The 19,908-nt window shown below is 32.4% G+C and carries 23 protein-coding genes, 2 tRNA genes and 1 riboswitch; of the genes, 3 read left to right on the top strand and 22 right to left on the bottom strand.

Annotated features, from left to right (window positions below; genetic code table 11):
- Nucleotides 1-194 precede the first annotated feature (194 nt).
- From COI44_RS12640 to COI44_RS12585, 13 genes are all read right to left on the bottom strand, one after another.
- Nucleotides 195-974, bottom strand: a complete 780-nt coding sequence (locus tag COI44_RS12640) for a hypothetical protein (protein ID WP_098428288.1) — start codon at nt 972-974, stop codon at nt 195-197.
- Between the two features lie 96 nt (nt 975-1,070).
- Entirely contained in the window at nt 1,071-1,727 is a 657-nt protein-coding gene (locus COI44_RS12635) for an HNH endonuclease (protein ID WP_098428287.1), read from the bottom strand.
- Entirely contained in the window at nt 1,717-1,881 is a 165-nt protein-coding gene (locus COI44_RS24190; RefSeq protein ID WP_179887107.1) for a hypothetical protein, read from the bottom strand. Before COI44_RS24190 ends, COI44_RS12635 begins: the two co-directional genes overlap by 11 nt.
- Before the next feature lie 69 nt (nt 1,882-1,950).
- On the bottom strand, nt 1,951-2,175 hold the full coding sequence (locus COI44_RS12630; RefSeq protein WP_098428286.1) for a helix-turn-helix domain-containing protein: 225 nt from the start codon (nt 2,173-2,175) through the stop codon (nt 1,951-1,953).
- Between the two features lie 158 nt (nt 2,176-2,333).
- Nucleotides 2,334-3,293 carry a protein NO VEIN domain-containing protein gene (locus COI44_RS12625; protein ID WP_098428285.1) on the bottom strand — a complete coding sequence of 320 codons (960 nt, stop codon included), beginning with the start codon at nt 3,291-3,293 and terminating at the stop codon, nt 2,334-2,336.
- A gap of 226 nt (nt 3,294-3,519) precedes the next feature.
- Nucleotides 3,520-4,119: a hypothetical protein gene (locus COI44_RS12620; RefSeq protein ID WP_098428284.1), complete on the bottom strand. Its 600-nt coding sequence runs from the start codon at nt 4,117-4,119 to the stop codon at nt 3,520-3,522.
- A gap of 233 nt (nt 4,120-4,352) precedes the next feature.
- Nucleotides 4,353-5,330: a tyrosine-type recombinase/integrase gene (locus COI44_RS12615; protein ID WP_098428283.1), complete on the bottom strand. Its 978-nt coding sequence runs from the start codon at nt 5,328-5,330 to the stop codon at nt 4,353-4,355.
- Between the two features lie 168 nt (nt 5,331-5,498).
- Nucleotides 5,499-5,572, bottom strand: a tRNA-Arg gene (locus tag COI44_RS12610).
- A 3-nt stretch (nt 5,573-5,575) separates the two neighbouring features.
- Nucleotides 5,576-5,649 (bottom strand) — tRNA-Gly (locus COI44_RS12605).
- Between the two features lie 238 nt (nt 5,650-5,887).
- Nucleotides 5,888-6,391 (bottom strand): YfcE family phosphodiesterase, encoded by a 504-nt coding sequence (locus tag COI44_RS12600; RefSeq protein ID WP_098428282.1) that lies wholly within the window; start codon nt 6,389-6,391, stop codon nt 5,888-5,890.
- On the bottom strand, nt 6,391-7,011 hold the full coding sequence (locus COI44_RS12595; RefSeq protein WP_098428281.1) for an XTP/dITP diphosphatase: 621 nt from the start codon (nt 7,009-7,011) through the stop codon (nt 6,391-6,393). The genes COI44_RS12600 and COI44_RS12595 overlap by 1 nt, the downstream gene beginning before the upstream one ends.
- Before the next feature lie 24 nt (nt 7,012-7,035).
- The gene (gene rph, locus COI44_RS12590) at nt 7,036-7,776 is read right to left on the bottom strand and encodes a ribonuclease PH (RefSeq protein ID WP_098231844.1); all 741 of its coding nucleotides are present in this window, start codon (nt 7,774-7,776) and stop codon (nt 7,036-7,038) included.
- Nucleotides 7,777-7,962: 186 nt separating this feature from the next.
- Nucleotides 7,963-9,006 (bottom strand): GerMN domain-containing protein, encoded by a 1,044-nt coding sequence (locus tag COI44_RS12585; RefSeq protein WP_098428280.1) that lies wholly within the window; start codon nt 9,004-9,006, stop codon nt 7,963-7,965.
- A 200-nt stretch (nt 9,007-9,206) separates the two neighbouring features.
- Between COI44_RS12585 and COI44_RS12580 the strand changes: the two genes are divergently transcribed.
- Nucleotides 9,207-9,431, top strand: coding sequence for a helix-turn-helix domain-containing protein (locus COI44_RS12580; RefSeq protein ID WP_056472461.1), 225 nt, complete (start codon nt 9,207-9,209; stop codon nt 9,429-9,431).
- Nucleotides 9,432-9,732: 301 nt separating this feature from the next.
- On the opposite strand, the gene COI44_RS12575 is transcribed toward COI44_RS12580, so the two are convergent.
- From COI44_RS12575 to COI44_RS12555, 5 genes are read right to left on the bottom strand one after another with little or no spacing between them, the layout of a single operon-like run.
- Nucleotides 9,733-10,500, bottom strand: coding sequence for a TatD family hydrolase (locus COI44_RS12575; protein ID WP_286163902.1), 768 nt, complete (start codon nt 10,498-10,500; stop codon nt 9,733-9,735).
- A 4-nt stretch (nt 10,501-10,504) separates the two neighbouring features.
- The gene (locus COI44_RS12570; protein WP_098428279.1) at nt 10,505-11,236 is read right to left on the bottom strand and encodes an ABC transporter ATP-binding protein; all 732 of its coding nucleotides are present in this window, start codon (nt 11,234-11,236) and stop codon (nt 10,505-10,507) included.
- Nucleotides 11,233-12,000 carry an ABC transporter permease gene (locus COI44_RS12565; protein ID WP_098428278.1) on the bottom strand — a complete coding sequence of 256 codons (768 nt, stop codon included), beginning with the start codon at nt 11,998-12,000 and terminating at the stop codon, nt 11,233-11,235. Before COI44_RS12565 ends, COI44_RS12570 begins: the two co-directional genes overlap by 4 nt.
- Nucleotides 12,000-12,290 carry a thiamine-binding protein gene (locus COI44_RS12560; RefSeq protein ID WP_098428277.1) on the bottom strand — a complete coding sequence of 97 codons (291 nt, stop codon included), beginning with the start codon at nt 12,288-12,290 and terminating at the stop codon, nt 12,000-12,002. The genes COI44_RS12565 and COI44_RS12560 overlap by 1 nt, the downstream gene beginning before the upstream one ends.
- Nucleotides 12,291-12,302: 12 nt before the next feature.
- A complete protein-coding gene (locus COI44_RS12555) occupies nt 12,303-13,295 on the bottom strand; it encodes an ABC transporter substrate-binding protein (protein ID WP_098428276.1) in 993 nt (330 codons plus the stop codon).
- 88 nt (nt 13,296-13,383) lie between these two features.
- A riboswitch (TPP riboswitch) is annotated at nt 13,384-13,493 on the bottom strand.
- Nucleotides 13,494-13,723: 230 nt separating this feature from the next.
- Here COI44_RS12555 and racE point away from each other — a divergent pair.
- Nucleotides 13,724-14,515 (top strand): glutamate racemase, encoded by a 792-nt coding sequence (gene racE / locus COI44_RS12550; protein ID WP_098428275.1) that lies wholly within the window; start codon nt 13,724-13,726, stop codon nt 14,513-14,515.
- A gap of 253 nt (nt 14,516-14,768) precedes the next feature.
- On the opposite strand, the gene COI44_RS12545 is transcribed toward racE, so the two are convergent.
- A complete protein-coding gene (locus COI44_RS12545) occupies nt 14,769-15,212 on the bottom strand; it encodes an RrF2 family transcriptional regulator (RefSeq protein WP_098428274.1) in 444 nt (147 codons plus the stop codon).
- A gap of 186 nt (nt 15,213-15,398) precedes the next feature.
- On the opposite strand from COI44_RS12545, the gene hmpA reads away from it, so the two are divergent.
- On the top strand, nt 15,399-16,643 hold the full coding sequence (hmpA, locus tag COI44_RS12540) for an NO-inducible flavohemoprotein (protein ID WP_098428273.1): 1,245 nt from the start codon (nt 15,399-15,401) through the stop codon (nt 16,641-16,643).
- A 469-nt stretch (nt 16,644-17,112) separates the two neighbouring features.
- Here the strand turns inward: hmpA and COI44_RS23895 are convergent, their stop codons facing one another.
- Genes COI44_RS23895 through COI44_RS12530 form a run of 3 tightly spaced genes read right to left on the bottom strand, consistent with a single transcriptional unit; the run spans nt 17,113 to nt 19,577 of the window.
- A complete protein-coding gene (locus COI44_RS23895; RefSeq protein WP_142329256.1) occupies nt 17,113-17,358 on the bottom strand; it encodes a hypothetical protein in 246 nt (81 codons plus the stop codon).
- 6 nt (nt 17,359-17,364) lie between these two features.
- Nucleotides 17,365-17,880, bottom strand: coding sequence for a GNAT family N-acetyltransferase (locus COI44_RS12535; RefSeq protein WP_098428272.1), 516 nt, complete (start codon nt 17,878-17,880; stop codon nt 17,365-17,367).
- A 17-nt stretch (nt 17,881-17,897) separates the two neighbouring features.
- Nucleotides 17,898-19,577 carry a DUF2339 domain-containing protein gene (locus COI44_RS12530; protein WP_179887105.1) on the bottom strand — a complete coding sequence of 560 codons (1,680 nt, stop codon included), beginning with the start codon at nt 19,575-19,577 and terminating at the stop codon, nt 17,898-17,900.
- Nucleotides 19,578-19,908: the final 331 nt, after the last annotated feature.

Genomic DNA, 19,908 nt, shown 5'->3' with positions numbered 1-19,908 from the left:
TCGTTAATTACGTTAATAACAATTACTACAATACTGTTTGCTAGAATCATATCTACGTAATGTCAAAGATAAAGAAGTAATTTCGTCATCAAAGTGCCTCGAACCTATACGTATCAAGGGCTAACGGCACTTTTTAAGTGTGTCAAAAAAGACACCTATTTCGCTATTTTAATGTCAAAAAAGACACCTATTACTCATTTACCATAATGTGTTGAAGCGAACAATCCACGTAAAGTATCGTCAGGTCTACCTTTCTTTCGATAGAATACATATGGATTTAAAGTGAAAATACGATCTCTTTTATCATCTTGGCGTATTGTTTCAGCAACAACGCCTTTTTTACGCAACTTATCTAATTGCTTGGACGTTTTCTTTTCATCCATTCCGACCAATAACGCTATTTGGGTTTTATTCAGGAACTGAATATTCTCAGGCTCGGTAAACGGATCAGCACATATCATATTCGTATCGTAATGTACAAAAGGCAATAGCTTATACAGAAACCCTAATTCGGATGCAGATAACTCATGTGTTAATTGCTTTATCGTTGTAGTAAATAATTTGATGACTCTATTATTCTGCGGTTGTTGACGAAAATGAAAATAAGGATTTACGTAAAATACCCCATGTTTCTCGATGATAATTCCGTAGTTAATCATTACTTTCCAAAACCTATTAAAGGTCGTTTTGGATGTACCAACTGCTTTTGGCATTTCGTTTCTATTAAGTTTTATTTTACCTGAACCATATTCCATGTAACATTGAAGAATCATAAGGTAACCACAATGAACAGTGGAGACATTGGAAATATTGTATTTTATAGTGTCCATATCTGCAAACGAGAAATGTCGATTGTCTTGAGTAATAAATTGTTTATATGTTTCATCGGATGATTTGGCTCGTAAATAATATTCATCCATATCATATATTTCTCCCGTTGAAGTATCGACTAGTTGTCTATTGTTGTTTTCCATTTATTAACCTACTATTCTAATATTTATTAACTAAAAAAAGCGGTTCTGCATGAACAGATAACCGCAACTGTGATAACTTTGTAACGACATCCATTATTAAATTTTTTGGTTACTTTGTACCTTTTTAACTTTAGACGGATCAGGCGTACTGAAGAATCTGCGTACCTCTTTGATAACTGCTGCAACATGCTCTTCATTGTGTCCAACCCGTAAAAACGGAGCATAAATCTGTTCATTGGAAAACCTACGATTTACTACCATATCGGCAATATTGGCATGTAAATTTAAATTGATGTCATTTTCAAACGTTCCGTAATGTAATCCATTAACTTCCAAGCGAAACCAAAAACGTCTGTCTACTTGTTTCTTGCTCGCCTCTGCCTTGCTAAGAATACGGACTTGAATACCTTTGCTTGGATCTCCGATAATCGGTTCTTTAGGAAGCTTTTTTCGTAAATGCTCGCTTGGTGATAGAACCTCCAAATTTTCTCGAGTGTTGTTTAATCCGTTCCTGTCTATATGATGAACATGCATCCCCTCTGGATCACCTTTAAGCAAACGATGAACTTTCTTTCCACGACGGACAGCATACCAAGTACGACTAGCCTTATTCCAAGTTGCACAAATGTTATAGCCTTTGCTTTCTAGAAACTGAAAATCTTCAGTGTTAATCCGCATCTCGAGTATTCGGTCGAGGCTTTCGATATAGATGTTTGTAGTCCCATCTTCATTGTGCCTAAAATTATTTTTCATTTTCTAACCATCCTTTTTCTATTAATTTTTTGTTTATCCTATTGATTATCCAATTTTCAAATGCAGTATCGATTACCTTTTCATCATTTTTGGTTATCTTCAGAGCGACTTGTAAATCGTTAATTCGTTTTTGTAAACTATCAAGTTTGTTCATCTCTTATTCCCTCCTAAAATTTAAGTGGAATTTTTCTACTATGAATCTAAAAAAAATTAATGCTGCTGTTCACAATTCCGTTAATATACTTTGCAAATATTGGATGTCTATTAGAGTTGAATCAATAATTCCTACTGCTCGTTTAAATCGCTTTACAAACTCAGGAGTAATACGTTTTGTTCCCTTTTCAACTGCTGATATTAGGCTGATGCTTACTACCATCAGTTCTGCAAGTTCACCTTGCGAAATCCCCTGATAGGCTCGTACAACCCTAATTGTTGTTCCTGTTGCCATGGCTAGAACCTCCCTTCTAGTTACTTACCCTTACACTATAGAAATCCGACCCCTAGGGTACTTCCGTATCGCTACAAAAAAATTTTCTAAATAAAAAAACGCAACCTATAAATGGCTGCGTCAAACTATTAACTACTAAATGTTATTTTTATTAGATTTTAAGAAGTAAAAACTTTATATGATAAAGGTGTTAATTCCCATTTACTTGAAGCTATTTTCTTATATGGGTTCTGAAAAGACTGAACTTTTGGTGTTTTACTTAAACAATTAGTTACGAAATAAATATAAAAACTATCTCCCAATTTTTCTGCCGTTGACAATTCATTATTTGTTATTATAAAATCGTTAAATTTACTAGTTGAAGTGCCTTTTACTTCAATATATATTTCTAATCCCGTGTGATCTACGCAGGAAATATCATAGCCAGGCTTTTCTCCTTCATTAGCAACCCACCTAATGTTTTTATAATTATGATTTTTCAGAAACTTTAAAACAACTTGTTCTGCTCGATCCCCTATTTTCTTAGCATTTCTTGAAAATCCATCACCTTTTGTTTGTTTTCTGTTATTATTAGATCCATTGTTTTCTTTACTATGTTTATTAGTTTTACCTGTGAATAAACTATTGGAGGGAACTGGGCTTACATCATCTAAATTTGGTAAAGATTCATCACTAAGTACTGCCTCAAGGTTGTTTTCGTTTTTATAATCAATTTCGAAATTAGCCAATTTAATTATTTTTTTATATGTATCAACTGTTATTTTTCTTACTCCATCTCTCCAATAATTACTTTTAGTTACTATCTCAATATACTCATTATTTTTATCCTTAAAATCTAGAGGTTGTACAAATGGTATATATTCTTCAATTTTTGCAAAGTATTCATTTTTATTTTTTGAATCTGGATATACTTCACCTATTTTAGCAATCCCAAAGTAATGTGGTTTCGCGGATAAACGCTTATTTAAATACTTCTTATCTTTCATTTGCCCCTTATAATAAATAACACTGGTACCTTCTGTTAGAATGTTTTTATATCTTGCAGGAAAATGATATAGTACTCCAGTTTCATCATCCCATTTGGATTCATCATTTTCAGTGATAATTGCGTAATTCAATGAAAGTCCTCCCTATAATAAATATAAATTTGTAATACCCTATATAGTACCAAATTATTAATAATAGAAGTGACTTAAATGCCCAACACAAGAATGTACGTTCAGTACAAATAAAAAAGGAATTTGGGTCACCCATATGAATTGTATTATCCAAAAACTGGTTTGAACAAACTCTGTTTGAAGATTATAGACATAGAGAATCACTGGTTGATGACAGTTCTTATAATTATAATTTTAAAATTTTTATAGATTTAATAAGGTATAATAGCATAGTTAACCACAAACTTAAAACCGCAAATACATCAGCAGTATTTACATCATGTATTTCAATATCATTATTAATTAGGCTCGCTATAAACACCAACAAAAGAGCGATAACAAGTAAAACCAGATTGATTTGATCTATCTTTTTCAACCGTTTATCGTTATCTTTTACGATATCTTTTTGTTTACTGTAAAGTTTATTAAAGTCCACGGGGGCTGCTAATTGGTCGTTAGCCATATGATCGGCCACTTCTTTACTCATGATTATTTTTGTGTTATATACCATTCCTTTTTTCTCATCCCATTTCTTTTCCTCAACATATTCATCAAAAAACTTTACATAATCCTCAATGCTTTTATTTATTCGTCTGCTATTATCTATTGTAGTTAAGAAATGTAGCATATCTATGATTGCAAATATTACTGCCGCTCCACCAAACAATATTAACGACCAAGTTCCTATTTTTCTATCTGCTAACTGATAAAATGGAAGAAGATAAAAAAATACACTAAATAAAATCGGAGACCACTTTTCTACATTTATTTTATTGTTATTTTCCATTTATTACGCCTCCTATATCTTGATACTGTAAAATAAAGGGTTCTTTTTTATTAAACATATTCAAATAATGGATACAAAATGACGTTATAGGAATAGAAAAAGCGTTATTCAAAGGTTGTAACATTGAAAAGGTAGAAATCTAGATTTTGCTTGCGCACAATAACTCAATAGTAGAAATTACAATCTTCCATTAGCAAAATAAAAACGCCACTCATAAAGTGACGTAATGATTATTATAAATATTTCCTTAAGTTCTCTGCCACTTCTTCTTTATCAAGGTGTAAGTATTGGGTTGTAACAGCAAGGTTACTATGACCTAGCGCTTTGGAGATTTCAGCAATATTAGCACCTTTATTCAGAAGAGATTTTGCGAATCCACGTCTTAATGCATGAGGATTAATATTACGTAATCCATATTCTTTAGAATACTTGTGTAAACGTTTTTGTATGTTGTTATGCGTCGGACTATTCGAAATGACTCCGCCTTGCTTCGTAATAAACACGTACTTATTTTGAACTCCATACGCATGTCTAATAGCTTCATTCTGACGCACTAGCACGCTTAGCAAACGGTGCAGCGTATCATCAAATGGCAACAGTAACTGATCGTGATTTTTCATGATGGCACCGTCAAGTCGAAGTAATTTATCTGTGAAGTCTATATGCTTATTCTCCAAGTGAACGATTGTATTTATTCGTATCCCCGTTTTAAACATTAGTAGAGCGGCTGTAGCGTCCCTTAATTGTACAAAGTCACCTAAGTCTAACAACGACAGCAACGTTCGAATTTCACGCTCTGTAGCCCCCTCCTTCACATTACTATCGACTCGAATTGTGATCGGTTTCCAAAACTGCTTTTCTAACCAGCCATTACTAAAACAGCGTGACAAAAACGCCTTTAAACACTTTAAACGGGTTAGCTTCGTTTGGTTGCTTACATCCATGCGTGACAACCATTCATAAATTGATTCGGCAGTCAGTTCGTCTAAATAAGTTAAACCAGTAGTTTTCGCAAAATGATCAGCATGAATAGAATAGTCGCTTATCGTCCTTGGTCGGTTTCCGCTGATCTCCATTTGGCGAGTAATCGTTGTGAGAGCCTGTTTGATAGTCATTCGGTCTAAATCGACCGTTGTACATGGGGTAGGATTTTCCGAGAATAAACCTCTTAAATCCTCTGAAATCGATAAAATACTTTTCTTTTTAGTCATAACAAAAATAACCTCCTAGCTTACGCCTAATTTTGAGTCATTTTCGGTTTTGACCGATGCACTGACCGTTTCATTTGGCGTCCTAGAAGGTTGATATATAGCGATTCATTTGGTATGTAGACAAAAAAAACACTTATTTTACATTTCGTAAAACAAGTGTCTTTTGGACGTCCTGAGAGGGATTCGAACCCCCGACCGACGGCTTAGAAGGCCGTTGCTCTATCCTGCTGAGCTACCAGGACATATGGAGCGGGTGATGGGAATCGAACCCACGACCGAAGCTTGGAAGGCTTCTATTTTACCATTAAACTACACCCGCATATTTGTTATTTCTTTTTCGTTTCTTTGTGACATCACCCTGTCGACATAATTTAGTATAGTCGTTATGGAAATTAAAGTCAACACTTTTTTAAAAATTTTTTTCCAAAATAAAGAAGAAAATTTTAAAGTTGTATAATTACCTTAGTTTATTAAGGTTTTCCGGCTTTTAGTACTCCGAATTTTTTTGTTTTAGATAAGAGTTAGTAGCGTATAAGCTACTAACCCCCATTAATTCATTATAATTTAAATGAAGTAGTAGTAAGCACTGTTCCATTTGTATTATAAAAAGTAACATTAGCTTTCTTATCAATTGTTTCAAGAATAGCATAAGTCTTTTCTTTTCGCATTCTCGGTAATAAAATGCTGCCAGGGTTAATAAAAAGCACACCATCAATTACTTCGGCTCCTAATACATGAGAGTGACCGAAACAAGCAATTGTTGCTCCAACTTCTTTACAACGATAATACAGCTTTTGTAATGACTGTTTTATTCCATGTAAATGACCATGTGTTGCATACATTGTATATTCATTCCCACGGTGAATAAATTCTTCAGGGAATTCTCCTCTGAAATCACAATTTCCTCTTACAACATTATAATCCTCTAGTTCCTTAGCATTCACTTCTAATTCTGAATCTCCACAGTGTATCATTAAATCTACACTGTCACGATATCGGTCGGCGATTTCTTGCAATGGTTTTGTCAATCCATGGCTATCACTTACAATTAGTACTTTCATTAATTTGATCCTCTTAATAAAAAGTCTTTATCTTCTTTATTTATTACACTCATTAATGATTTAATTGCATTAGCGCGATGACTTAAGCCACCTTTTTCATCTGTCGTTATTTCAGCCATCGTTTTATCTAATTCTGGCAAAAAGAATATTGGATCGTAGCCAAAACCATTTGTTCCTCTTTTTTCATTGGCAATATACCCTTCAACTGTACCATAAACAGTAATTGTTTCTTTTCCTGGAACCGCTAAAGCTAAAGCACAATAAAATCGCGCAGTTCTTTTTCCAGGAAAAACGCCTTCTAGTTCACTTAATACTTTTTGTAAATTATCTTCGTCACTTTTATGTACTCCAGCATATCGAGCAGAATAAACGCCTGGTCTACCTTCAAGTGCATCCACTATTAAACCAGAGTCATCTGCAATGACTGGCGCATTTAACTCACTCGCTAAATATTCAGCTTTTAAAATCGCATTTTCTTCAAATGTTGTTCCTGTTTCTTCAACTTCTTGAATTTCAGGAAAGTCTTTTAAAGACTTAATTTGAAATCCCATCGGGTTAAAAAGTGCTTCAAAATCCTTCACTTTGCCTTGATTATTTGTCGCAATAATGATTGTTTCCATCCTTAAAGTCTCACCTCGAAATGATTATTGAAATTTAATACCTTCTTGTAATAACACTTCTTTTTGTTTTTCAATTAGAGATTTAATTCCTAATTCACCTAAAGATAGTAACTCATTTAATTCTTCTCTTGAAAATGTTGCTTCTTCACCAGTTCCTTGAAGTTCAACAAACTGTCCTTTTCCAGTCATAATAATATTCATATCAACACTTGCAGCCGAATCTTCTACATAATATAAATCTAGTACTGGTCCAAGGTCATCTAAAATACCAACCGAAGTTGCTGCTAAATAATCTTTTACAGGATACGATTTCAATTTATCCATTTTAATTAATTTATCAAAAGCAAGCATCATTGCAACAAATGCACCAGTAATTGAAGTAGTTCGTGTTCCTCCATCTGCTTGAATTACATCACAATCGATCCAAATTGTCTTTTCACCAAGTGCTTCTAAATCAACTACTGCTCTTAACGCTCTTCCTATTAAACGTTGAATTTCCATTGTTCGACCAGTAACTTTACCTTTAGATGATTCACGTATTGTACGCTCTTGAGTAGCCCTAGGTAACATTGAATATTCAGCTGAAATCCAACCTTTTCCACTATTTCTCAAAAATGGCGGTACACGGTCCTCAACTGTTGCATTACAAATTACCTTCGTATCACCAATACTGATCAGCACAGAACCTTCTGCATGCTTTGTATAGTGAGTAATAATCTCTATCGGTCTAAGTTCATTATTTAATCTTCCATCTGTTCTTGTCATAATAGTTCCTCCTACAAAATCTTCCAAATACTAGTATAGACAAAAAAGTGATTTCATTTCTACTTATTCAGTGTAATTTATAGTTAAAATTAAAAACCTTGTACAAAAATCATCACAATTTTTGTACAAGGTTTAAATTTAAAACATTTTTTTAAAGGTAATTATTATCTTTCCGTAACCACTGGCTTACAATTTTTTCGTATTTACATCCTTAGGTCTAGAAACAGGTTGGCTTAAAGGCTTGCCTTGTTGGTCTAGCGCAGTTAATTTACCATTGATTTGAATTTCAATAGATTTAACTCCTTTTTGCTCAGTTAAAGAAAGTACAAGTGGCTGTAGTACATCATTATTGATCATATTTTTTGCAATATTTCCATAGATACCATCGTTAAAATTAAGTACTAGTTTACCGCCTTTGAAAACAGGTTGACTAACTAGTTTCGTATCAGTTCCAAAATCGGAAACTAAATTCGAATATTCAGATGGACCTTTTACAAGTTCATTTACGATTGCTGAATATGAATCTGTTTCAACATTTGAAATCCTAGTCGTTACAGGTACATAATAAGTGTCTCCCATTTCCCCTTGAGAAACATAATATAACGTAACTGGTCTGGAGTTCATAATATCTACAATATCACCTTTATCAAAGTTAATTCCATCATCTCTTGTTAACCCATCACCAATCTGAGCTTTATTTACTGGCATCGATGCAAGCTCTTTTCCGTTTACTCGAATTTTCACCTTTGTCACATTATCAAATTGAGTTAACGTCCAAGTAACAGCTTGAAACACTTTTAATTCATCTTCAGCACGGTATTGCTTAAATTCTGGTGAAAAATCAGCAATAATCGTACCATCCTTTTGAGTTTGAACACCTAAAACTTCAGTATTCGGAGGTAAAACTGCTTGGAAACCATTCGGTAATTCATCTGTAACAGGACCATCTTTTACTAAGTACTCTAACGCTTGTTTAGCCAAGCTAGTAGACTTAGGTAATTGGAATGTTTGCGGTACAACATACCCGTTACGATCAATTAAATATAATTCTCTTTTTACAGTTTCCTCTTTCTTTGCTACTTCTTTTGAAGGTTGATCACTTTTATATACTACAGTTTTAGGTGGATCAATGTCAGTTGAAGATTTCGTTGGAAGTAAACTACATCCACTCATTGTTGCAATTCCACATACCGCTGCCGCTGTTACTAACAATCTTTTTTTCATCACCATACTCCCCCCACGCTTTTTTACTAATTATACGAGCCTGTACATTTTTTAGAACAAGCTAAATAGAAAAAAATAAATTATTTAAATCTAGCTCTAAATTTACTGGAAATATTCACCTAAAAGACTTATCGTTCATATGATAAAAAGACTAAATGAATACCCATCCGAAGAACAGCTCGGTCAAGCAAGGAGGGTTAGCACAGTTGAAAGATAGAGACTATCAAACAAAGCACACACTCACAAAGCGTGAAAAAGAAGTATTCGAGCTTCTTGTTCAAGATAAGACTACAAGAGAAATTGCTGAAGAACTTTTTATAAGTGAAAAAACTGTGAGAAATCATATTTCAAATGCAATGCAGAAGCTTGGGGTTAAGGGGCGATCACAAGCAGTTATTGAGCTTCTTCGTATGGGAGAGCTTGAACTGTAGTTATTTTGTAGAAACACTTCTACAAACCAACATACTGCCGGCATTCTAATCGAAATGCCGGTTTTGGTATTTACATTGAAACTTAAGTTTTACATTTCACTATTTTCTTGCTTGTAAAGAATCTGATTATCTAAATTGAAAGTTTAACTTTATATACTACTTATAGTAGATAAAAAAGGCTATCCGTAAATTAGGATAGATGCTCTGCTATGGGGGGATTTTATTTCAGCTCTTTTTACCTATCTAAAACTAAACTAATTAATAAAAAAATCGTTTCCTGTTGGATAACGATTTTCTTATTTTATATACTATAAAATTTCTTAGTATTTTCATATAAAGTTTTATATGCATTTGATAGATCTATCTCTTTTAACTCAGCTATCTTTGCAACCGATTGATGCATAAATTTTGGTTGTGTCCACTCATTCTCAAAAAGCCCTTCAAATGGCCAAGGACCATCTGTTTCTATCATCATTAATTCTAAAGGATACTTTTTTACTAAGTCTTGAATCTCATTTTCATATAATACATCTGGTGTAATTGAGATAAAATACTCATTTTGCATCATCCGTTTAATTGTAAGTTCGTCCCCTTTAAACCAATGAAAATGGGCTTTTTTAATAAAATATTTTTCTAATAGATTACAGACGGTTTCGGCGTCCTCATACACTGCATGTAATATAATCGGTTTATTTAACTCTTTTGCAAGTGAGATAAATTTTTCTAGTAATTGAATATAAGGTACGTAATCAATCTGTTCTTCTAAATTCTTATAATATGGTAAACCAACTTCCCCGATTGCGACCATTTCATCCTGATGGATCTTAATCCATTCAATTAATTGATCAACCTCTTCATCAGATGGGATTTGTTGTTCAGGATGAAATCCGAATGCTGGATATACACTATTATTTTGATTTTTCAACTCTAAATTTTTCTTACTAGATTTTAAATCCATCGATACCGAAATGAGCGCCTCGATTTCGTGTCTTTCTAAATTAGCTAATATTTCTTCTCTTTGACTAATATCATAAGAATCTAAATGAATATGAGCATCTATCATTTTCATCGTATTACTCCTTCTCTAAAGCCAAATAGATTTTTCTTTTATATTCCGTAAATTCATCACTCAATAATAATTCTTTTTTACGTGGTCTTGGAAATGGCACAATGATTTCTTCTTTGATTTTTGCGGGTTTGTTAGAAAATATATATATTCGATCAGACATTAACAACGCTTCATCAATATTATGCGTTACTAATAAAATTGATCGTCGTTGCTCCTCCCAAATTGATAAGAGCCATTGTTGCATTTCAAGTCTAGTGAACTCATCTAAAGCTGAAAAAGGCTCATCCATACACATGAACGACTGTGGTGCTAGTAGAGACCTTAAAAATGAAACTCTTTGTTTCATACCACCAGATAATTCATGAGGGTAAGCATTCTCATAGTTTTCTAAACCAGTTCTTTTAAGCCAGTCTCTTGCCAATTTTTCATCAGGTTTATGTTTTAATTCTTGTGACAAAACAATATTTTTTAATACTGTTCTCCAAGGTAGTAATGAATGATCCTGAGGCATAAAACTAACATGACCAAGTTCTCCATTTATTATCGACCCATTTAACTTTACTTCTCCAGAATCAGGTTTTAGTAAACCACCTATAAGATGAAACAACGTACTTTTCCCACTTCCAGATGGACCTAAAATTGATACAAATTCCCCCTCGTTTACATAAAGGGATATATTATCTAACACTTGATGACCACTATAACTCTTTGATAATTGTTCCACTTGTAATGTCATTTTCGTTTCTCCCCTTTAACTTTCCATTTAACAGTAAAACGTTCAATTACGACTATTAGGAAGAAGAAAAGCATACTTAAAAACATAATGATAAAAATTGAAACAAATACTCGATCTGTTCTAAATGAAGATGAAGCTAAAGTCATATACACCCCAATTCCAGATTTCGCTCCGAGCCATTCAGATATAACTGCCCCCATAACACTATAAGTTGCAGAAATCTTTAAGCCTGAAAAAATGGAAGGTAGAGAAAAAGGCAATTCAACTTTCCAAAAAATTTGTGATTTGGATGCTCCCGCCATTTTCATATAATTTATTAGTTCACTTGGTGTTTGTCGGAAACCATCTAACGCTGAAACTGTAACTGGGAAAAAACAAACAAGAGAAATAATAATTAATTTAGGTAATACACCAAATCCAAACCAAATAATTAAAAGCGGTGCCAATACGATAATTGGTACATTTTGCGAAAGAATTAATAATGGGTAAAAAGCTTCCCTAACACCTGGAATTAAATGCAATAGAAATGCGATTAAAAATCCTAATAAACTACCAATTAACAATCCAATAATCGTTAATTGAATTGTAGAAGAAATATGAGGAAGTAGTGAATCAGATGATTTCATTCCTTCTTTAAAGATTGCGATCGGTCCTGGCAATAACCAAGATTCGATTTTCCAAATTTTAATACTTAGCTGCCAACAGAATAAAAAAAGCAGGATGACAACGATTGGTTGCCATCCTTTAATATTTTTAGATTTCATTAACGGTACTTCTCCGTTAACACATCCATCGTAATACCTTGTGGTTGATATAGTATTTTCATTTGAGTTATAACATTGTGGCAACCTATTTCAATCATTCTTTCATTCATTTTTTGAACAACCATTAATAATTGATTCAAGTCGCCTTCCATAGTTGTTTCCAATGGTTGAACTTGATATTTCACACCTGATTCATCAATAATTTTAATTGCTTCATCAACTGCTGGAATAACATCCTCAATATTATTTGTTTTCGGTATAATTTGGACACTCATTAAAGTAGATTGCATTTTTTCTCCTCCTTATTTCGCTGGTAAGAAATCATTCGTAAATGCTTCTTTTGGCTTAAAGTTTCCTTCTAATAATTTATTTTCAGCTAAGAAATCAGCATAGTTTTTCCAAACTGATAACTTTTGCTCACCCCAACGGTCTGCATCATCTTTATATTTAGATGCTAACCATTCTTGGCTTTTTTCCACTAATTTTTTATCTAAATCTGGATTATCCTTTATTAAAATCGATGCAGCTTCTTTTGGGTTATCAATCGCAAAATTATATCCTTTTGATGCTGCAGCCACAAATGCTTTTACTATTTTAGGGTTTTTACTAATCATTTTTTCGTTTGTAGCTAAAACTGGAGTATAGTAATCTAGCTTTTTACTATAATCAGTTAAATAAATCATGTTTAATTTTTCTCCACGTAGCTCTGCTTCAATCCCTGTCCATCCTTGATAAATCCACGCAAAATCGATATCTCTTTTTACCGCTGTAAAGAAATCAGCATCACCCATATTAACGATATTTAACTTATTAACATTAGCATTTTCTTCTGACATAAGTGATTTTAAAATAGCATTTTCAACCGGTGAACCCCATCCACCATATGTTTTTCCAACGAAATCTTTTGGAGACTTAATTTCTTTTTTCACTGGTGAAGCAAACCCAGAAGTATTATGTTGAATAATTGCTGCAATTGATACAATCGGTACATTTTGAACTCTTGCTTGTGTAATTGACTCTTGATAAGAAACTCCAAAATCTGCTTTACCTGATGCCACCAATTGGTCTGCACCTGTTTCTCCTGGGCTGATTATATCTACATCAAGTCCTTGTTCCTTAAAATAACCTTTTTCCTTAGCAACAAATAGCCCAGTATGATTTGTATTTGGCGTCCAGTCTAGTACGACTGTCACCTTTTTTAATTTCTTTGTCTTTTTAGTAGTAGCAGTTTTGTTTTGACCACACCCGGTTAACATTAAACAAATAGCTACTAAAAATACTACTAGTTTTTTCATTATCTATATCTCCTTTTTGTTTTTTGTTTATACAAAAAGAAAACGTCCGGATACTAACCCGGACGTAAATGCGCTGTAAAAAACATATCTAAAAAGAGATACTGTTCCCTACGCTGGCATCACCCAGATCAGGTTCTAAGAGTCAACACCTTAAGGATGCTATCTCAGCCAGCAACACTGGCTCCTCCACATTTTTCTCATATATAAACTTTCCTCATTAATATAACAGATAATGATTGAATTTACGAATTATTTTTAACTTGTGTTTAAATGTTTTAATACTCTGTTAATAAGCGCAATAAATCTATGAAATTTTAACATTTTTAAAAAGAGAATGATAAACAAAAATATCATTTCTTATAGTAAAATCTTAAATGAATAAAGAATATACTACATCAACAAATTATTAAGTAAAACGAGGGGATTTTTTGAATAAACCAATCGGAGTCATTGACTCAGGTGTTGGGGGCTTAACAGTTGCCAAACAAATTATAAGACAATTACCTAAAGAGGACATTTTATATTTAGGCGACACAGCAAGATGTCCATACGGATCACGACCATATACGGAGATTAGAGAATTCACTTGGGAAATGACTAATTTTCTATTGGAGAAAGATATTAAAATGTTAGTCATCGCCTGTAATACAGCAACTTCAGTAGTCTTAAATGAAATGCGAGAAAAACTTCAAATCCCAGTCATTGGAGTTGTCCGTCCAGGTGCTAGAGCAGCAATAAAATTAACACAAAATGACCAAATCGGTGTCATAGGAACGAATGCTACTATTAATAGTAAAGCATATCATTCTGCACTAAAACGAATTAATGACAAAGTTATAATTGAAGGTTTGGCATGCCCAGAGTTTGCTGGAATTGTTGAAAATGGGGACTACAATAAACCTGAAATATTTGAGATTGTTAAACACACTCTTGCACCGCTTATTGATTCAAATATTGATACACTAATACTAGGTTGCACGCATTACCCATTATTAAGTCCAATCATCCAAAAAGTGATGGGACCATCAATCCAACTGATCAGCTCTGGTGATGAAACAGCTTTAGAAGTAAGTGCAATTCTGGATCAACAAAATATTTTATCTAACTCTGAAATCACTTCACATGAATTTTTTACAACTGGGGATCCAACCATTTTTAGTAAAATAGCTTCATCCTTATTCCAAGAACCGATGGAAAACGTAAAATATATTAAACTATAAAGGTCAATAGACCACATTAAATGAAAAAAACCAACAAAGGCTTACTTTGTTGGTTTCAGACTGTTGACAAACGCTCGCTTTCTTCGTTGCTTCGCCTATCTGCGGTGCTCATTACCGTCTAGGGTAACTCCGCTCCTCACCAGGCTTCGCGCCTCGAAAGACAAGCGCTTGCAATCAGTCTGAAAATCAAGTTATTTGTACTTTGTTGGTTTTTTTGTTTTTAAATTGGGGGAGCTCTTCTATTTCAAAAAAACTATTCTTTTGTATTACTTGAAAAATAATCTTTAAGCATCGCATTGTTCTTTACAATATCATCTAATGTATATTGATCTAAAACTTTTAAAAATTGTTCTAATGCATTATTAAATATATGTTTTAAAGAACAAACAGGTGTAATAACACAAGTATTGCCGTGCTCAAAACATTCTACAATATTAAAGTCTTCTTCGGTTTTACGAATAATTTCACCGATATTTATTTCTGATGGTAATTTAGCTAAACGGATTCCACCGTTTCTACCACGGATCGTTTCGATATAGCCCATCTTTCCTAAATTATAAATTATTTTCATTAAGTGGTTTTTAGAAATATCATAAGCTTCAGCGATGTCCTTAATATTAACTAATTTTTCACCTGGCTCAGAGCTTAGAAATATTAGTACACGAAGAGAGTAATCCGAATAAGTTGTTAAACGCATAACTTGTCCTCACTGTTTTATTTAAGATTAATCATAGCATAATTGTGAACTTTTTTTAAACTTTTATGTATTTTTGCGAAAAAATTCACAAAAGATGTATTTTACATATTGTTTTAAATATATTCTAGGTCTAAGATAAAGATGTATTTACAATACTACTTTAAAACGTGATTAGGGGGATTTTTCATGCTATCTCAAAAAACAATTGATATTATTAAGTCAACAGTTCCAGTTTTAGAAGTAAAGGGTACAGATATAACTAAAGTATTCTATAAAAATTTATTTACTAATCATCCTGAACTATTAAATGTATTTAATCATACAAATCAACAACAAGGTAGACAACAAACTGCACTTGCAAATACTGTTTTAGCTGCTGCACAGAACATTGATAAACTAGCAACAATTATTCCTGTTGTAAAACAAATTGCGCAAAAGCACCGCAGTCTTCAAGTTAAAGCTGAGCACTATCCAATCGTAGGGCAACATTTACTAGGGGCAATAAAAGAAGTCCTTGGTGATGCTGCAACTGATGAAATACTAGGTGCTTGGGCGGAAGCATATGGAATTATTGCACAAGTATTTATCGATATCGAAAAAGAAATGTATGAGGAAGCATCTTCTCAAGAAGGCGGATGGTCTGAATTTAAAGAGTTTAAAGTCATCGAAAAAGTGAAAGAAAGCGATGTAATTACTTCATTCTACTTAGTTCCTAAAGATGGTTCTTCAGTTCCTACTTTCTTATCTGGTCAATATATTACTGTTCGTTCACAAATTCCTGGTGAAGAATATTTATCAAACAGACAATATAGTTTATCTGATGCACCAGGTAAAAATTACTTTAGAATTTCAGTAAAAAGAGAAGCTGAAGAAAACCAACCACTTGGTAAATTCTCAAACTACCTACACAATCAAGTAAATGTTGGTGATACACTGGAAATTACTGCTCCAGCAGGTGAATTTACTTTAAATACTGAAATTAATTCAGATGTTGTTTTCTTAAGTGGTGGTGTTGGAATTACTCCATTAATTAGTATGGCTAAGTCAATTGCAAGTAATCAACCAAACCGTCAAGTCAACTTCATAAGCGCTTCAAGAAATGGTAAATTACAAGCATTTGAAAATGAACTTAACCAATTAAAAGAGCAATTAACAAATTACAATTTATCATTTGTTTATGAAAATCCATCTGAGGAAGATCTTAAAAATAATAACTTTAAAAAGCAAGGTTATATTGATGCAGAATGGTTAAATAACAATGTTAAATCAGACAATGCAGATTATTACGTATGTGGACCAGTACCATTTTTAAAGGCCATTATTACAAGCTTAAAAGAATTAGGAATTAAGGATACACAAATTCATTTCGAATTCTTCGGACCAGCAATGAATTTAGATACTGAACCTAAAAGCCCTGTACAACAAGGCTAACATTTAAAAAGGGTGCTCAATTAAGAGCATCCTTTTTGTGTGTAGTTATATAAAACGGTCAATAGCGAAAACATATATTTAGTGAACATTATTGATGAGATAATTCAGTTTCTGATGAACTTTTAATGATTTTAAGTTTGGACAGTTTTATAATCTCAACAAATTCTAGTAATTGCTTATTTTGGAAGTTGAAAATAATTATGAGCTAATTTTTAGAAAAATAAATTGATCTGATTTGTTTAAAAGTTGAAGTTCGATCTTAATTGACCTACAAACTTATTAATAATCTGCTATATTACTCTAAGAAAAGGATATTTAATTAGATTTTTAGTGCAACCATATTTTGATGAATAAGTTGATTGGAACGGAAGGATGATCGACTCCTATGGGATAAGCGGNNCTTTTACGAAAATTTGGTAAATAATATACAAGGTTGCATGAAAAGATGCTCAAATAGGAGCATCTTTTTTTATTTCTGTTCTAATAATACAGCCACTCTTTTTAAAACTGTCGGTATTGTAAAGCTGCCAAAAATTGCGATTAGGTCACTTGAGTAGTATTTTTTTAGAGTGCCATATACTAAACTACTTATCATAAGATCGTACAAAAAGAATCGACCAAATTCACGTTTAGTTATGACCATAAAGATGATAGATGCATTTCTTGTTGTAAGAATAAGCCCACCTTCTTCTAGAAAATTAATCGTTCTAATCAATGAAAATCACAAATTTATTTTTTTATCTAACATCCAATAATATTTTTCAATTTCTTCTTTTACTTTTATCATGCCAATTTTCTCTAAAACTCTAATAGAGGCATGATTATAAATGGAACAAATAGCAGATATTCTTGTAACATGATTTTGCTTTAATCCCCACTCACAAAAAGCACTACCCATTTCAGTTGCATATCCTTTACCTTGATAACAAGGTGCAATACTATAACCTATTTCCATACTCCCAGCTTCATCAGGACCACCTTTAAATCCCATGTCCCCAATAATTACTCGATCTTTTTTATGAATAATAATCCCTTCATATTTTTCCTCAGTAGGATGCGTTTGAAAACGAGAAATCTTATAAGGGAAAAGATTTTTATATACGAGAATTGGCCATCCTTGAGCGAATCTATAAATTTGATTTTCAAATTCTAACTCTTTATTTCCACTTAAAACAGAAACCATCGCTTCTGCTGTAAAAGTCATTAATAGTAAGTTTTTAGTTTCAGTGATTAGCATTAACTGACTCCTGTATACTAAATTTTATAGTTTTTTTGACTACTGCTTCCCTTAAAAAATATTCTAGAAATTACTAATCCAATCAAGCCAAGCAGTATAAATAAACCGGCTCTAACCATCAATGTAATATTTGGTAAATCTATTAATACAAGTTTTCCTAGCGTCAATAATAATAAACCTACCCCAGTATATGTCCAGACTTTAAACTTCTTAATGTTACCAAATATCATAGCTAAAATTGAGAGCAAGATCCAACTTATATTAATTAATAATCGAATCATATTATCAGACTGATCTACCGCAATTATTTGAACAATTTGTGTTATAAAAGCAATCAATATAACCGTAATTAATAAAGAACTGCTTAATAAGATAAATTGTTTTTCATCTTCATTTTTATAAGCCAAAATTGCTATCGTAATTAAAGCTACAGTTAACATAAGCCAATTCATCGTTTCAAAAGACCAAAAAGAATCTATTCCAACTGATAAAATGGATATCCCTACAGGAATAAATGTAAGAGTAGCTATAATTAATTTCAGTAGATCTCGATATCTTAAATAAAATAAATAAGTTGATACTGCTTGAATTATTAATACAGTACAAAGTAAGTTTTCTGAAACACTGTCCAAAAACAGGAATGAAATGGCTAATATAAAATTAGACGAAAATCCAAAGAAAAAATCCGATTTCTTTTTATAATAAAAGGTCAGTAATAAATATCCTACACATAAAAAGATTAAAATCATTGTTCTAAACTGATCTTCAAATGCACTGAAGATCCAACCAATTGTTAAAATAAAACTAGTGTGAAGAATTAGTACTTGCTTTTTAATAGCAAGCTTAGATTTGATCAATATAGCTAGCAAACTAATATGTTGAACGATAATACTTAGTGCGAAATATTTAATTCCATTCGTATTAAAATTAACTAAGGCAACAATTAAATAAGATAAATGCAATAATATTGCAGACGAAAGGTAGATGAATTTATATTTCTTAAATGCTGCATAAAACATAAAGCATAAGTAAATTACTGTTTCATAGATAGAGAAAAATAAATAGTTTGGCGAATTACTTTTAACTAGGTATGGTACAAAAACGGCTCCTATTATACTTATTAATCCAATTACTTCTGATTTGTATCTATTCATAGAATAAAAACCAAAACATACCCAAATAATTAAAAGCGAAAATGCAATCGTTGATCCAACCATGTGATATAAATGATGCATAGCAAACGTAGTTAAAAATAATACGGGTAACACGCCACCAATTAAGGATTGGCCAAGCGTTGATCGTATAGCTTTCATTTGACGATTACCGTACCAGAATAAAGCAATGGCTATAACAAATCCAATTCCTACTTTTGCATACTTATTTAATACCCCATAATCTGATGCCGCTTTAAATCCCCACATTACGCCAAGAATAAAAATAAATATAAAAAATCTAGGTAACCACTTTTCGAAAATAAGTGCTTCATAGTCAACCTTTTCATTTTCAACTGTTACTTTAACCTGTCTACTAACTGTTTTTTGGGGTTTAGGATTATTTTCTTTTGTTTGAGTTTTTTGTTTAATCTCGTTCGAAGTTTCTTTCTTGATTAAGAGAAATTCAATTTGTTTCTTCATTTCTCTGACTTCTTCTTCAAGCTTTTCTACCTTTTTTTGAAGATCTTGATTCTGATTATCCAACTGCATCACCTCTTATCATAACTATGTATTTTATTAAGACTAAATAACTGAAAAGACATCCTTCATATAAGTTCTATATTTTCGAGATTAATCCTATATAAAAAAAAATTTATGAAGTGTGTTTTTGGCAAATTTCGTCATATTTCCCAGAAAATAAAGACAATCAGTTCTACTGGAAAACAATCGTCGTTAATTATATCGGTCAAATAAAAAAATCCTCTATTATAAAAATAGAGGATTTTTAAAATTAAGATAGAACTTTTTCTAATTTTTGTTGTTTAACCATTTCTAAGAAGCTCTCGAATGGTTGTGTACCAATGTCACCTTCGCC

This window comes from Bacillus sp. AFS088145, assembly GCF_002564465.1.
In the GTDB taxonomy this organism is placed as follows: domain Bacteria; phylum Bacillota; class Bacilli; order Bacillales; family Bacillaceae_G; genus Gottfriedia.
This window is presented reverse-complemented; position numbering and strand designations above follow the sequence as displayed.